Source organism: Longilinea arvoryzae (genome assembly GCF_001050235.1).
Lineage (GTDB): Bacteria > Chloroflexota > Anaerolineae > Anaerolineales > Anaerolineaceae > Longilinea > Longilinea arvoryzae.
Genome location: NZ_DF967972.1, coordinates 2,701,838 through 2,716,135 on the forward strand (window position 1 = coordinate 2,701,838; position 14,298 = coordinate 2,716,135).

General features: G+C 53.8%; 14 protein-coding genes. 10 read left to right on the top strand and 4 right to left on the bottom strand.

Annotation, left to right across the window (positions count from 1 at the left end):
* Positions 1-41: 41 nt before the first annotated feature.
* On the bottom strand, positions 42-1,460 hold the full coding sequence (gene glnA, locus LARV_RS11945) for a type I glutamate--ammonia ligase (RefSeq protein WP_075073848.1): 1,419 nt from the start codon (positions 1,458-1,460) through the stop codon (positions 42-44).
* A 53-nt stretch (positions 1,461-1,513) separates the two neighbouring features.
* Positions 1,514-2,731 carry a DUF362 domain-containing protein gene (locus LARV_RS11950; protein WP_075073849.1) on the bottom strand — a complete coding sequence of 406 codons (1,218 nt, stop codon included), beginning with the start codon at positions 2,729-2,731 and terminating at the stop codon, positions 1,514-1,516.
* A 278-nt stretch (positions 2,732-3,009) separates the two neighbouring features.
* Here LARV_RS11950 and LARV_RS11955 point away from each other — a divergent pair, with 278 nt between their 5' ends.
* The 9 genes from LARV_RS11955 to trxA all read left to right on the top strand — a co-directional run bounded on the left by LARV_RS11955 (position 3,010) and on the right by trxA (position 10,047).
* Positions 3,010-4,860 (top strand): beta-alanine-activating enzyme beta-propeller domain-containing protein, encoded by a 1,851-nt coding sequence (locus LARV_RS11955; RefSeq protein ID WP_075073850.1) that lies wholly within the window; start codon positions 3,010-3,012, stop codon positions 4,858-4,860.
* 35 nt (positions 4,861-4,895) lie between these two features.
* The gene (locus LARV_RS11960; RefSeq protein WP_075073851.1) at positions 4,896-5,789 is read left to right on the top strand and encodes a PP2C family protein-serine/threonine phosphatase; all 894 of its coding nucleotides are present in this window, start codon (positions 4,896-4,898) and stop codon (positions 5,787-5,789) included.
* 10 nt (positions 5,790-5,799) lie between these two features.
* On the top strand, positions 5,800-7,269 hold the full coding sequence (locus tag LARV_RS11965) for a DnaJ domain-containing protein (protein WP_075073852.1): 1,470 nt from the start codon (positions 5,800-5,802) through the stop codon (positions 7,267-7,269).
* A gap of 4 nt (positions 7,270-7,273) precedes the next feature.
* The gene (locus tag LARV_RS11970; protein WP_075073853.1) at positions 7,274-7,798 is read left to right on the top strand and encodes an FHA domain-containing protein; all 525 of its coding nucleotides are present in this window, start codon (positions 7,274-7,276) and stop codon (positions 7,796-7,798) included.
* 15 nt (positions 7,799-7,813) lie between these two features.
* Positions 7,814-8,053 (top strand): hypothetical protein, encoded by a 240-nt coding sequence (locus tag LARV_RS11975; RefSeq protein ID WP_075073854.1) that lies wholly within the window; start codon positions 7,814-7,816, stop codon positions 8,051-8,053.
* Between the two features lie 5 nt (positions 8,054-8,058).
* Entirely contained in the window at positions 8,059-8,811 is a 753-nt protein-coding gene (locus LARV_RS11980) for a response regulator transcription factor (RefSeq protein WP_075073855.1), read from the top strand.
* Between the two features lie 79 nt (positions 8,812-8,890).
* Entirely contained in the window at positions 8,891-9,331 is a 441-nt protein-coding gene (locus LARV_RS11985; RefSeq protein WP_075073856.1) for an Hsp20/alpha crystallin family protein, read from the top strand.
* A 58-nt stretch (positions 9,332-9,389) separates the two neighbouring features.
* Positions 9,390-9,593 carry an FmdB family zinc ribbon protein gene (locus tag LARV_RS11990; RefSeq protein ID WP_075073857.1) on the top strand — a complete coding sequence of 68 codons (204 nt, stop codon included), beginning with the start codon at positions 9,390-9,392 and terminating at the stop codon, positions 9,591-9,593.
* 103 nt (positions 9,594-9,696) lie between these two features.
* Positions 9,697-10,047 carry a thioredoxin gene (trxA, locus tag LARV_RS11995; protein ID WP_152031782.1) on the top strand — a complete coding sequence of 117 codons (351 nt, stop codon included), beginning with the start codon at positions 9,697-9,699 and terminating at the stop codon, positions 10,045-10,047.
* Between the two features lie 45 nt (positions 10,048-10,092).
* Here the strand turns inward: trxA and murA are convergent, their stop codons facing one another.
* A complete protein-coding gene (gene murA / locus LARV_RS12000) occupies positions 10,093-11,376 on the bottom strand; it encodes a UDP-N-acetylglucosamine 1-carboxyvinyltransferase (protein ID WP_075073858.1) in 1,284 nt (427 codons plus the stop codon).
* A gap of 73 nt (positions 11,377-11,449) precedes the next feature.
* On the opposite strand from murA, the gene LARV_RS12005 reads away from it, so the two are divergent.
* Positions 11,450-12,256: an alpha/beta fold hydrolase gene (locus tag LARV_RS12005; protein ID WP_075073859.1), complete on the top strand. Its 807-nt coding sequence runs from the start codon at positions 11,450-11,452 to the stop codon at positions 12,254-12,256.
* On the opposite strand, the gene LARV_RS12010 is transcribed toward LARV_RS12005, so the two are convergent.
* Positions 12,183-14,258: a thioredoxin domain-containing protein gene (locus LARV_RS12010; RefSeq protein ID WP_075073860.1), complete on the bottom strand. Its 2,076-nt coding sequence runs from the start codon at positions 14,256-14,258 to the stop codon at positions 12,183-12,185. The genes LARV_RS12005 and LARV_RS12010 overlap by 74 nt on opposite strands.
* Positions 14,259-14,298 lie beyond the last annotated feature (40 nt).

Below are 14,298 nucleotides of genomic sequence, written 5' to 3' on the forward strand. Positions count from 1 at the left end.
CGAATTCGCCGGCCCCACGAAAACATCTTCCAAATATCGAATTACAGATCGAAATACAATTCGATTTCGTACGGATGCGGGCGTGCGCGAAGCTGGTAATCCTCATTGGTCTTGGCCTGAATCCAACTCGCGATCAATTCTTCGCTAAAGACCTGCCCCTTGAGGAGGAACTGGTGGTCGGCATCCAATGCCTTGAGCGCTTCTTCCAGCGAGGTCGGCAGGCTCTTGATGGTGGCGCGTCTTTCCGGCGTCCAGGAGAAAATGTTTTCATCGATCGGGCCAAACCCTTCCGCGGTCGGATCGATCTTATTGAGAATACCGTCCACGCCGGCCATCAGCATCGCCGCCGTGGCCAGATAGGGGTTGCAGGTGGCATCCGGTGGACGGAACTCGAAACGAACTTTTTCGGGTTCGGTTGCATATTTGGGAATGCGGATGGCCGCGCTGCGGTTGCCCATGGAGAAGAAGGCATTAACGGGCGCTTCGAAGCCCGGGACCAGGCGCCGGTAAGAATTGGTGCTTGGGTTCGTGAATGCCAGGACGGCCGGCGCATGTTTGAGCAGGCCGCCGATGTAATATAAGGCCATCTGACTGAGTAATATCGGGCTCTTGGGATCGTAAAACTGATTCTTGCCCTCCAGAAAGAGCTGCTGGTGAAAATGCATACCGTTGCCGGCTTCGCCATACAGCGGTTTAGGCAAGAAGGTTACCGTCTGCCCTTCATCATGCGCGACCATTTTGGTTACATATTTGACCAGCATGGATGCATCGCAGGCCGACAGCATTCCCATCAAGGGCGTTTCGATTTCACATTGGCCCGGGCCGCCAACTTCGTGATGGTGATATTTGACCGGTACGCCGATCTCCTCCAATGTGATCGCCATTTTCGAGCGGATATTGTGCAATTGATCCTTGGGAGGGATGGCGTGATAACCACCGTGGATGGGTATGAAATGGCCGTGACCGCCCTGGGCGTTATGCCAGTTCCCTTCGACCGAGTCGACCGAATAACTGGCGATGTTGATTCCATTTTCGAAAGAAACATCGTTGAAAACATAGAACTCGAACTCCGGCCCCCAGCGGCTTTCATCCGCCAATCCGGTCGACAACAGGTAAGCCTCAGCGCGGCGATTGATTTCGCGCGGATCACTGTGGAAAAGGACCTTCGTATCGGCTTCGATGGTGTTGCACAGAAAGCTCAAGGTGGGGATTTCTGAAAATGGATCTACGAAAGCCGTGCCGAGATCGGGGATCAGCGCCATATCTCCTGACTTGACGCTTTTCAGACCCACGCTGGAACCGTCAAAGCCCACCCCCGTATTCATCAAGGATGGAGTGAATTCCTTGGCGGAGATGGTTACATGATGCCAGCGTCCCCACAGGTCGCTGAACTTCAGATCGACCAATCGAATGCCGTTGTCTGACACGAAAGTAGAGGCTTCAGTGAAGTCTGTAAACATACATTCTCCTTAAATTCTTTTATTCCCACAATCGTGGGAAATTCACAAGAGGTTTATTTTTTCTTCTTCCCCAGCAGGCTGAGGCCTGCCCCAATCAGGGCGGCTGTGACGACCATGGCCAGTCCGGCCTGGATCACAGTCCTGGGCTCCATCCCGGGCATGACGACTCTCCCATCGCCGTAGGACTCAAAGAGGCGGCCCCAGGGTGTATCCAGAGCCTCCTTCACACGGCGACGGCCGACGAAGGGATACCAATAAACATTGTGATAAAAATTACTGGCAAAATAGCTCCAGGGCACGAGCGGGCTCTGAAGGAGCATTTTCTCAAATGGCTTGAGCGGACCGTGGTAGATCATTTTTTGGCCGCGGGAGGCAAACGTGTCTTCTTGAACGAAACGCCAGGGTGGTTCCTGATTGATGTCGTAGCCGACGATTTCGATTTCACGCGGGTCACCGACGCCCAGACCCATTTCATGCGACATCCGAATGAATGGGATGGACATGGGGTCGAATCCCTGAAGCCGGGCTGAAACGGCATCGATAGCCACCGGATCGGCGGACGCCAGAAGAATGTTCTTTTCATGCCAGCGCATGGCGCGCGGACCCGGCCCATCACCGGCGAACGTACCGTCCATCAGCGCAAAAATGCCGGGATGGATTTCCTGTTGGATGGTCAGGAGATCGACCAGAGTCTCGTGAATGACGGAGTGCGTCCAGTGGCGGTTGCGGTGGAGCAGGCCGCCAAAAGCGTTTTTCATCGCGCCGGTAATGGTCGTGAAGACGTGCGTTTTTACCGTGGGAAGGTGGACGATATTCTTGCCCACCAGCACCTTCGGAATATAGACGCCATCCGGGTAGATTTTGTCGAGCACCAGAAACGGACGGCTTTTCGGTTCATACCGGACCCATTCGAATTGTTCCTCGTATAAATATTCGCAGGGCACCTGGTATTTGTCGGTTACGAATTTGTGCTTATTGTTCACTTCGCCAACCCGGGTATCCACGACAACGGTATCGTTGTGAATGCCGACCAGGTCGGTGTAACCGAACTGGCGAAGCGCCTTGATGGCGCCTTCGAGCTGCCAGGGAGTGGTGGAGCAGGCCGGATACCAGGTTTGCCAGGATATATTGATCTTCAACCCGGTTGCGGCATCTTTCGGCAGCGCCTGTTCGACGCCGGCCAGTTTCATCACGTTTTCGATATCATCCAAAACGGTGGTCGGGGATGTTTTTAGAACAGCTACTTTCCCTTTACCAGGAAAATTCGTCATTCCTTCACTCCTTTGTGATAACGATCCCTTAGAAGTATTATTTTACTTTACCCCATATTTCAAGTCCAGTCACAGGCTTCCTCTGTGCGTTGGATGGAAGTCCTGTTTTGAGGGGTTCGGACGTCATTTGGGTTGCGTTTCAAAGGTAGCGTGCGTATAATTTAACACAGTTCTTATGGTTATCGTTATCCTGTCTGGCGGATGTCTGGTGTCCAGAGGGGACGTTATATCGGATCGGTAGGGGAGGAGTTCTGGATACTCAACACATCACCCAGGGTTTGAATTCAGAGCAGGAGCCCGTTCGCCAGCTTCCACAGGGTTTCACGCTGGTGAATCGATATCTCGTCCAGGAAGTCATCGGCGTCGGTGGAATGGGATCGGTCTACCGCGCGCGGGATTTGCACTTTCCAAACGTCGTAAAGCTCGTCGCCGTGAAGGAAATGATCAATTCCGCTCCAGATCCCATCGTGCGGCAGACGATCACGCAAAATTTCGAGCGTGAAGCCAACATCCTGGTCACATTAAACCACCCGTCCATTCCGAAAATCTTCGATTATTTCACTTTCAATGAACGGTCCTACCTGGTCGAGGAGTTTGTTCACGGCAAAGACCTGGATCAGATTCTGGCAGAATCCGAGGGTTTCTTAACCGAAGATCAGGTCATCGTTTGGGCGATCGAATTGTGCGATGTGCTGCAGTATTTGCACACGCACCGGCCGGAACCGATCATCTTCCGGGATATGAAGCCATCCAATGTGATGGTCAACCAGCAGGGTCATATCGTGCTGGTTGATTTTGGCATTGCCAAGATTTTCAAAACCGGTCAAAAAGGCACCATGATCGGGACCGAGGGCTATTCGCCGCCCGAGCAATATCGCGGTGAAGCTACCCCGATGGCGGATATTTACGCGTTAGGCGCGACCTTGCACCACCTGATCACGCGCAAGGACCCACGCCTTGAGCCGCCGTTCTCCTTTGCCGAACGGCCGGTCCGGCAGATCAACCCTGCCATTTCTGCTGAATTCGATGCCATCATTCAAATGGCTTTGAAATATAACCCCCAGGAGCGTTTCCCATCTGCGGTGGCGATGAAAGATGCGTTAATGCTGACCGCGAAAAAAACCGGAGCATTGACCCGGCTATCGATTCATCCGACTACAGCTCCTGAGCAGACGATAAAACCTTTGTGGACTTTCGAATGCGAAGATGAAATTCGCAGCTCTCCGCTCTACGACAACGGCTCGATCTACATCGGATCGTACGATAACAATCTCTATTCGCTCAATGCAACGAACGGCGAATTTCAATGGAAGTTCCCGACCGAGGGCGGAATCGTCGGCCGACCGGCTTCGCAGGATGGAGCCATATATATCGGTTCCGAGGACAACAATGTTTACGCCATATCGGTGCACACCGGCAAATTGGCCTGGAGTTATGCGACAGAAGGCCCGATTCGTTCCTCTCCAAGAATCGCCGAAGGCCATATTTTCGTCGGATCGGACGATGGTTTTCTTTACGCCATCAATTTGATATCTCAACGCCGGACCTGGCGTTTCGATGCCGGCGCTCCAATTCGATCCTCGCCTTTCATCGCCCAGGATTATATTTACGCGGGTAGTGAAGGCGGCGAATTGGTTTGCCTGGATTTCCGCGGCCAATCGAAATGGCAATTCAGGGCAAAACGAGCCATTACCTCCTCGCCCCTGGTGGCACAGGGGATCGTTTTTGTGGGTTCGCTGGACAGCACCTTTTACGCGGTGGACGCGAAATCTGGATGGGCAATGTGGCGATTCCGGATGGGAAAAGGAACGGTTTCTTCTCCCTGCCGGGCGGAGAATTTCGTCTTCATCGGTTCGGCCGATGGAAATATCTACTGCATCGACGCCACGACTTCCAAGGAGATTTGGACGTTTAAGACCGACCACCAGGTCAGCGGATCACCCGTAGTCTATAAAGAGAATCTGTACTGCGGCAGCGCGGATGGAAATTTGTACTGCCTGGATATCAAGAACGGCCGGTTGAAATGGAAATTCCCAACCGGTGGGCCGATAACGGGAACACCGATCGTGTATAATGGGGTCTTATACATCGGTTCTGCAGATCGCATCGTGTACGCGTTGCTGATATAGGGGGATAGTAAACGCCTTATTTGAAGGAGGCATTTGTGATCGATTTTCTTAAACGCTTATTTGGTAACCCGAGCGCTCCAGAACCGGACAATGTAAAAACTGCCCCGTTATCTGAAGAGATAATCACGGATGTGGCCATGGCGCCGATGACCTTTACCCCTGCGCAATTGATGGTGGGAACGGGGCAGTCGGTCGGAAAACAACGTGACCATAATGAAGACACCATTTTTTCGCTGAGTTCGGTTTTTGCCGATGGATCGACCGAACTTCCGTTTGGGCTCTTTGTCATCGCCGATGGCATGGGCGGGCATCAGCACGGCGAAATTGCGAGCGGCGCTGCGGCCAGGGCGTTCGGCGACTATATTTTGCAAAAACTATTCACGCCTTTTCTGATCGGAGATTCGGACAGCCAATCCGAAAGCCTGCTGGAACTGATGGAAAATGGCGTAAAAGAGGCTCAACGCGCAGTTGTACGCAAGGCGCCGGGCGGTGGGACGACCCTGACGGCTGCCCTGGTGCTCGGCGAACAGGTGACCATGGCCCACGTGGGCGATAGCCGGGCTTATTTCATCTACCCGGATGGACGAATTCAGGCCATCACTCAGGATCATTCCCTGGTTCGGCGATTGCAGGAACTGGGTCAAATCACCGAGGAAGAAGCCAAAGTCCATCCCAATCGAAATGTACTCTACCGGGCATTGGGCCAGGCCGATCCCTTCAGGCCGGATATTCACACCCACCCGATGCCGCAACCCGGTTTTATGTTGCTGTGCAGTGACGGCCTGTGGGGAGTCGTCTCTGACGCTGAAATCTTCAGGATTGTTAACGGCGCAAAAAACCTCTCCATTGCATGTCAGGAGCTGGTCGAGGCGGCCAACGCGGCCGGCGGCCCCGATAACATCAGTGTTATCCTGGTGCAGTACCTATAGAGCAGGTTTCATGACGGCAGATTATTACAATCTTTTGGGCCTCCCATTCGATGCGGCACCGGAAGAAATCCGGTCTGCCTATTTCGAGGTTGCCCGCCGTCTTCATCCCGATGCTAATCCAGACCCTTTGGCTCGTGAGCAATTCTTGAGGGTTCAGGAAGCTTACGATTTCCTTTCGAACCCCACGAAAAGGAAGAATTACGATCTGACCCTGCCGGACATGGCCAAAATCCCGTTGGCGGTGGGGACGAGCATCCGGATCAGTCGTTCGGTAATCCCGGCGATGAATGAGCCGCAGCTTATCTACGCCCTCATCGACCTGATTTGTACCGGAGAACCCGACCTGGCCAAATTGCCGCCGTCATCCATCTGCCTGGTGCTCGACCGCTCCACCTCGATGCGCGGGGAGCGAATTGAGATGGTGAAAGCCAATGTGGCGCAACTGGTACGCCATCTCCGGCCGTATGATCTGATCTCGATCGTGGCATTCAGCGATCGCGCCGAGGTCGTCATTCCACCCACCCGGGTCAATGAGTTGACGAAACTGGAAGGAAAAATCAGCTTGCTGGGCACCAGCGGTTCCACGGAATTGTACCAGGGGCTGGAAGCCGGGGTTGATCTCTTACGGCGAACCCCCGAAAACTTCCTGGTGCGCCATCTGGTGCTGCTGACCGATGGCCACACCTACGGCGACGAGGAAAATTGTTTGCTATTGGCGCGTACAGCTCAGGAAGAAAATATCTCCATGAGCGCCCTGGGATTCGGTTCGGAATGGAATGATTCCTTTCTGGATCAGTTGGTAAGTATCAGCGGCGGCACAACCATATTCGTCACATCTCCCAAAGACCTGACGAATTACCTGGCTCAGAAGATGGAATCCATCGGCGTCGCCTATGCCAGTGCGGTGAATCTGGAGATCGAAAACGACCCATCTCTGGAAATTCGCTACGCTTTTCGGCTGCGGCCGGACCTGGGGCCGGTGGAAATCGGAAATCCCATCCCCTTGGGGGGCTTGAATTACGGCAAGGGAATCAGCCTGCTCCTGGAAATCTTCGTGGATGCCATCCCTCCCCATACCCGGGAGATCGACCTTGGAAAGGGCAGAATCGTATTCAAATTGCCCTCTCAATTGATCACAACAGGTCGCCTGAATTTCGATATTCGTCGGCCGGTCGCGCCGGAAGTGGAACGCGAAATTCCACCCGCGGCGATCGTGGAGGCTCTCTCGAAACTCACGCTTTACCGTTTACAGGATCGCGCCCGGTCTGAGGTGGAAAACGGAGATATCGCAGATGCAACGAAGCATCTTCACCATCTAGCAACTCATTTACTGGCCAGGGGGGATCGAGAATTAGCTCATACGGTTCTGGTTGAAGCCGAACACATCCAGCAGAGCCGCCGTTTCAGTAAGGATGGAGATAAGCGGATAAAATACGGCACAAGAGCATTGCTCCTTCTTCCCGGTCCCGGAGTAGAATAATCTTATGATCCTTTGCCCTAATTGTCACGTTCAAAACCTGCCGGGTGCGCTTTTCTGTTCGGAATGCGGCACACAGCTCGTCTTCACGGATGTATTAAAAACACATGCCTTCAAACGAAATCCTTCCGACGCACTGGATCCGAATATCCTCCAGGCTGAACCGGGTACCGAGGAAGCTCCACAGGCAATGGAAATTTATGACGCATCCCTTTCGCTCCACCTGGTCGAGTGCGGCCAGGTATTGCACCTCGCCGGAAGGAACGAATTTACATTCGGCCGAGTCACCGAGGGCCAACCCATTTTGCCAGATGTCGATCTGTCGCCGTACGAAGCCTATTCACAGGGTGTATCCCGGTTGCATGCTTCCATAAAAATCGTCGGACAACGCGTGACGGTCATGGATCTGGGTTCTTCGAATGGAACCCGGGTCAACGGGCAGAAGATTATCCCGCATGTGGATTATCCATTGAGCCATGGGGATATCGTTTCATTGGGTAAGTTGAAATTCCAAATTCTCATCGATCATTGAAATAAAGAGCCAATCATGCCAACCATTCTTATTCATGTGATGAACGAAGACCCCGTGATGGGGGAAATCGATGAATTGCCAAACCCAACCGATCAGTTAATGATGATCAAGAATCCGCGCCACAGAGATGGCAAGGATTTACACTACCTTGAAGCCAATGTCACAACCGTGATCTGGCCTTTGACGAGAGTCTTATTTATTGAGGTCATGCCCAGTGGCGATGAGGAAGATATTATTACATTTGTACGGGAGTGACCCACATGACGGATGAGATTTTCAAAAATCGCACAATCCTGGTCGTCGATGATGAAGAACGCATGGCGCGCTTTATTCGCCTGAACCTGGAACAGGATGGCTTCAACGTGGTCGAAGCCTACCGCGGCATGCAGGCCATGCAGGTGTTGAGGACCGAGATGCCGGATGTCGTGATCCTGGACGTCATGATGCCCGACATCGATGGTTTCGAAGTGTTGAAGATGATCCGCGAGATCAGTTCCGTTCCGGTCATCATGCTCACCGCAAAAGGCGAGGAAGAAGATCGTGTTCACGGCCTTGAATTAGGCGCGGATGATTATGTGACCAAACCCTTCAGCCCGCGGGAACTGGTCAGCCGGGTGCGGGCTGTGATCCGTCGGAGCGATTCGACCGGTTTCTCGGCGCATGAGGTCATTCAAGTGGACGACCGTTTGAAGATCGACTTCGGCCGCCGGGAGGTGTGGGTCGATGGCAAGCTGGTCAAATTACGCCCGACCGAATACCGGCTCCTTTATCACCTCGTGCAAAACGCCGGCTGGGTATTGACCTATGACCAGTTGCTTTCCAAGGTGTGGGGTTACGAATATCGGGATGAACCCCATTATGTCCGTCTTTATATCAATTATTTGCGCCAGAAGCTCGAGAAAGATCCCGCCAATCCGCAATACATTCTAACCGAACGGGGCGTGGGATACCGTTTCGTTGACTACCAGCGCAAACAACCTGCTGATTTATCTGGCACTCAGATAAAATTCTAATAAGCCGCTTGCAAAATATTAATGCAAGCGGTTTATAGTTAAAAATGTAAATGGAATCAGGGAACAAAGGAGGTGCTAGATGTCAAACATTGTTCGCTGGGATCCATTCCGTGAGATGATGTCGCTTCGACAAATGATGAACCGGGTATTCGATGAATCCTTCGACCGCCAGCTTGGCAGAACCGAAGATTGGAGTATCCCTTCCATCGACATGTATCAGACCGAAAAGGATGTGATCGTCAAAGCCGTCATGCCGGGCATGAAGCCTGAGGATATCCAGATTTCCGTAACCGGCGATGTGCTGACCTTGCGAGGCGAGGTAAAGAAGGAGCAGGAAATCAAGGAAGCCAATTATCACCTGCAGGAACGCCATTTCGGCAGTTTTTCGCGGTCGATACCGCTGCCGGTGTCGGTGGTGACCGACCAGGCGCATGCCGAATTTGAAAATGGCATCCTCACTCTGACCTTGCCAAAGTCCGAGGTAGATCGTCCGAAGACCATCACCGTCAAAGTAAAGTAAGAAATCAGGCCGCCCCCTGACCGGGGCGGCCATGCAATTGTCATTGTTGGAGGTGCCCATGCCAGTCTATCAATTCGAGTGCGATATTTGCGGCAAGCAGTTCGAACGCCGCCTGCCCATCTCACATGCGGATGAGATGCCTGCCTGCCCGGCCGGCCACCAAGCTGTGCACCGTGTATATTCCGTTCCGGTCGTCGTGTATAAGGGAAGCGGCTTTTATTCCACGGATCATCGAAAATCGACATCCTCGAGCTCAAAATAACCTTTGAGCGCGAGCATGTAACTTTTCAGTTCGGGATGCATCTAATGAAAATGGGTATGATATACTACGTTCAGCGTAATCCACCGGAAATCAGGAGTAAATGATGATCACCGAACCGATCCACGTGACCGATACCGCTTTTGAGCAGACTGTGTTGAAATCCACGTTGCCCGTAATTGTGGATTTTTGGGCGCCATGGTGCAGCCCGTGCCGGATGGTCGCGCCGGTGCTGGAAAAATTAGCAAGTGAATACGCCGGTAAATTATTAGTTGCGAAGGTCAATACCGATGAACAGCAGGACTGGGCAACCCGGTACAACGTGCAGGGTATTCCGACCATGCTATTCGTCGCCAACGGGAAAATCGTCCATCGCCAGGTCGGGGCATTGCCCGAAAAAATGTTGCGCGAGGTCGTCACTCAATTTCTTGAGGTCGTCCAAACCACCGCAAATTGAAGATTCGAGGATCCATAAAGAGCGGCCGAATTCGGCCGCTCTTTTCTATTCTTTCATGCGTTCGATGTGCGCGCCCAATGAGGCCAGTTTCAGGTCAACCTGTTCATAGCCCCGGTCGATCTGGCCGATGTTGCGAATGGTGGAAGGCCCTCGCGCGCTCAAGGCGGCCAGCACCAGGGCCATCCCGGCGCGAATGTCGGGACTTTCCATTTTTTCACCGCCCAACTGGGACGGGCCTTGAACGATGCAGCGATGTGGATCGCAGAGGACGATGTGCGCACCCATGCCTACCAGTTTATCCGTAAAGAACATCCGGCTGGGATACATCCAATCATGGAACAGGATCGATCCCTTGGATTGGGTAGCCACCACGATGGCGATGCTCATCAGATCGGTGGGGAAGGACGGCCAGGGCATGACACTAATTTCCGGAATCATTCCACCCAGGTCGGATTCGATTTCCAGCGGTTGCTCTTCGGGAACGACCAGGTCCTCGCCGTCATAATCCCAGACCACGCCCAGGCGGCCAAAGACCAGACGGATCATATCCAGATACTGCCGGCCGGCGTTGCGGATGCGGATTGATCCGTGGGTGACGACAGCAGCGCCGATAAAGCTGACCACTTCGAGATAATCGGGACCGATGGTAAATTCTCCCCCATGAAGTCGATCCACTCCCTGGACGCAGAGGGTGTTCGAGCCGATATTATCGATCTTCGCACCGAGGACATTCAGAAACTGGCAGAGTTCTTGAATATGCGGCTCGGAGGCTGCGTTTCGAATCGTAGAAACGCCTTTTGCCATGGCGCAGGCCATGATGGCGTTCTCTGTTGCGGTCACCGAGGCTTCGTCCATCAGAATATCAGCGCCGGTCAATCCTCTGGGTGCTGAAAATTTGAAGGAGCGGTCATAACTTACGTCTGCGCCCAATTTGCGCAGCGCGAGCAAGTGCGTATCGACACGCCTGCGGCCGATCACATCACCGCCGGGTGGGGGCAAAAGAAGCTCGCCGCTGCGGGCTGACATGGGACCTGCCAGCAGGATGGAGGCGCGAATCTTCCGGCAGATATCTGGATCCAGATCGGCCGGGCGTACATCCGCCGCCTGAACCTTCCAGGTGTTCGGGCTGAGGGTGGTAATCTCCACTCCCAGGCTTTCCAGCAGACTGCGCATAGCCTGGACATCTTTAATCTCTGGAACATTGTGCAGAATGACAGGTTCTTGAGTCAGCAGACAGGCTGCCAACAAGGGCAGCGCGGCATTCTTATTTCCGGCAGGAGTCACTTCGCCATGTAGCGGGTAGCCGCCTTCAATGATAAATTTTTCCATGCTTACCTCCTGTTGTTTATAGTATTATAGCTGTATCCTAAATTCCATTGTTGAATTTCGTCGCGGAGGGGAAATGGCAATTTATTGTTATGATCCGGCGCCGTACAATGGACGCCCCATTCTGCTCCTTCACGGGTTGGGTGCAGATGGTCATTCGTGGGGACTTCAATTTCCGGCTTTGATCGAAGCCGGATTTCGTCCGATTGCGCCGGATTTGCCAGGTTTTGGGCATTCATCCGTGGTCGAACCGCATTGGGATATCCCTTCCATCACCGCGCTGATGGCGGATTGGCTTCAGGGCAGGTTCGAAACACCGATGCCCGTCGCCGGGTTATCGATGGGGGGAACGATTGCCTTGCAACTGACCCTGACCCGCCCGGATCTGGTCAACCGGTTGGCGTTGGTGAGCACTTTTGCCTTCCTGCGGCCGCGCCATTGGCAGGATTTGACCTATTTGTTGAAGCGGTTTCTCGTGGCCGTGACCCGCGGAAGCGCGGCCCAGGCTGATATGGTGGCGTTTCACCTGTTCCCAAATCCGGATCAAGCCGATTTGCGTCGTGAATTGGTTCAATTAATCGACGAGTCGGATCCGGAAGTCTATCGAACCGCCATGCGGGCGCTGGTGCGATTCGACGGGCGCCGCCGACTGTCTGAAATCCATATCCCGACGATGGTGATCTCTGGCGCGTTGGATTCAACCGTTCCGATCGAGACGCAACGGGAGCTTGCGCGCGGAATTCCAGGCGCACAACATGTGATCATTCCCGGGGCGCGCCATGCCGTGATTGCTGACCAAACGGCCCGTTTCAATTCGGTTTTGTTGGATTTTCTTCAACCGGCCGGCCAACCCAGCCAGAGCGAAACGTTTCGAACTCCGTAATCGGCAATTTACAGATCGAATTGTCGCATAGATATACAGTCGGCAGGTGATTCTGACAATCGCGGCCCGCCAGAAGGGCAGGCGAACCATCCGGGAGCGGAACGGGCGATGCTGCCTGGATGGAAAGGGGCGCGTAGGTGTGGCGCATCAGGGATAAGAAGGATCGCGGAGACGGTTGACCGTCCGGCCAGACGAGCGCGACTTGCTGCTCTGGACCCAGCTCAAAATTCAAAACCTGCAACCAGAACGCAAACGCATTCGGATAATTCGCCATCCTGTCCTGAAGCGCCCCCAGCAACCTTTGACTCGGCACATCCCAGTCATCCTCTTCCGAAAATACCGCCAGAAGCGTCAGGGCCAGGGCGGCGAGCGCGTTCCCGGAGGGTGTGGCGTTATCCTGGACATCTTTTGGACGGATCAATAACCCTCCCTGGCCGCGGTGGGTATCGAAGAAACCGCCCGCTGAATCGATAAAGCCGTCCTTCATCTCGGCGCCGATCCGGAGCGCAGTCTGATACCAGTACGGAGAAAAATCAGCCTGATACAAGGCCAGCAGCGCGAGGATCAGACCGGCATGATCCTCGAGGAAGGCAATATTCCTGGCTTCCCCATTTCGCCACGAGCGCAATAAATTTTCACCGACATGCAAATTCGAAATGATGAAATTGGCCGTGTTTTGCGCGATTTGCAGATAATCCGCCCGGTCCAGGGCTTTCCCGGCTTCGGCGAAGGCCTGAATAGCCAGCGCGTTCCAGAAGGTTAAGACTTTATCATCCAGAAATGGCCGCACGCGTTGAGCGCGGATCGTAAAAAGCCGGGCCAAAAAGCCATCCAATTTCGCTTCGAATGCTTCAACAGAAAGGTTAAGTCGTTGCGCAGTTTCCGATAAGGATTGGCGCTGCCGCAGAAGAATTTTGCCCGTAAAGTTGCCATTGGGTTGGATCTCATAGACTTCTCGCAGCCAGGCGAAGTCCTCCGGCGAGTCGATGGCTTTTTGAAGTTCGGCGAATGTCCAGGTATAAAATTTTCCTTCTTCGCCCTCCGAATCCGCGTCCAGGCCGCTCGAAAAACCGCCGTCGGGTTGAAGCAGTTCGCGGCGCATGAAATCCAGAGTCTGCTCACAGATGCGCCGAAAGAAGGCGTCCCCGGTCACCTGGTATGCGTGCAGGTAGACCAATGCCAGTTGGGCGTTATCGTAAAGCATCTTCTCAAAATGGGGGATCCTCCAGGCGGAATCGGTGCTGTAACGGTGAAATCCGCCGCCGATGACATCGTACATGCCACCGCGCCCCATGGATCGCAAGGCATGTTCCGCCATCCCAGGCGCTTTTCGATCCCCTTTGTGCGCCATTTGCAGCAGAAATTCGAGCGTCATGGGCGCGGGGAATTTGGGCGCGCCTCCCCACCCGCCGTTCTGCCAATCATAACTGGCTTCGAGTTCCTGCAGGGCCAATTGAAGTGTGTCCGCGCGTACGGTTGGCAATTCGGAATGATCCCAGCGGGCGCTCTCCTGCAGGTAACGGGCAAGCTTCTCGGCGACGGGAGTGATCTCGCCTGGTGCTTCCGACCAGGAGCGAATGATGCTGATCAGCACGTCGCGGAAGGAAGGCATGTCGTACCGTCGCGCGGGTGGAAAGTAGGTGCCGCCATAAAACGGTTTCCCTTCCGGGGTCAGGAACACACTCATCGGCCAGCCGCCCTGGCCCGTCATGGCGACCACCGCGCTCATGTAAATGCTGTCCAAATCCGGGCGTTCTTCCCGATCCACTTTGATGCTGATGAAAGACTGGTTGAGGAGCGCGGCAATTTCCGGATCTTCAAAAGATTCGTGCGCCATGACATGACACCAATGACAGGCGGAATAACCGATGCTCAGGAAAATCGGTTTATTTTCTTCCTTCGCACGCTGCAAAGCTTCCTCGTTCCACGGATACCAGTCGACCGGGTTTTCGGCATGCTGCAGTAAATAAGGGGACGTTTCATGGATAAGATGGTTGGACATACATCACCTGGGTGTGATTAATAAATACAAATAACATAAA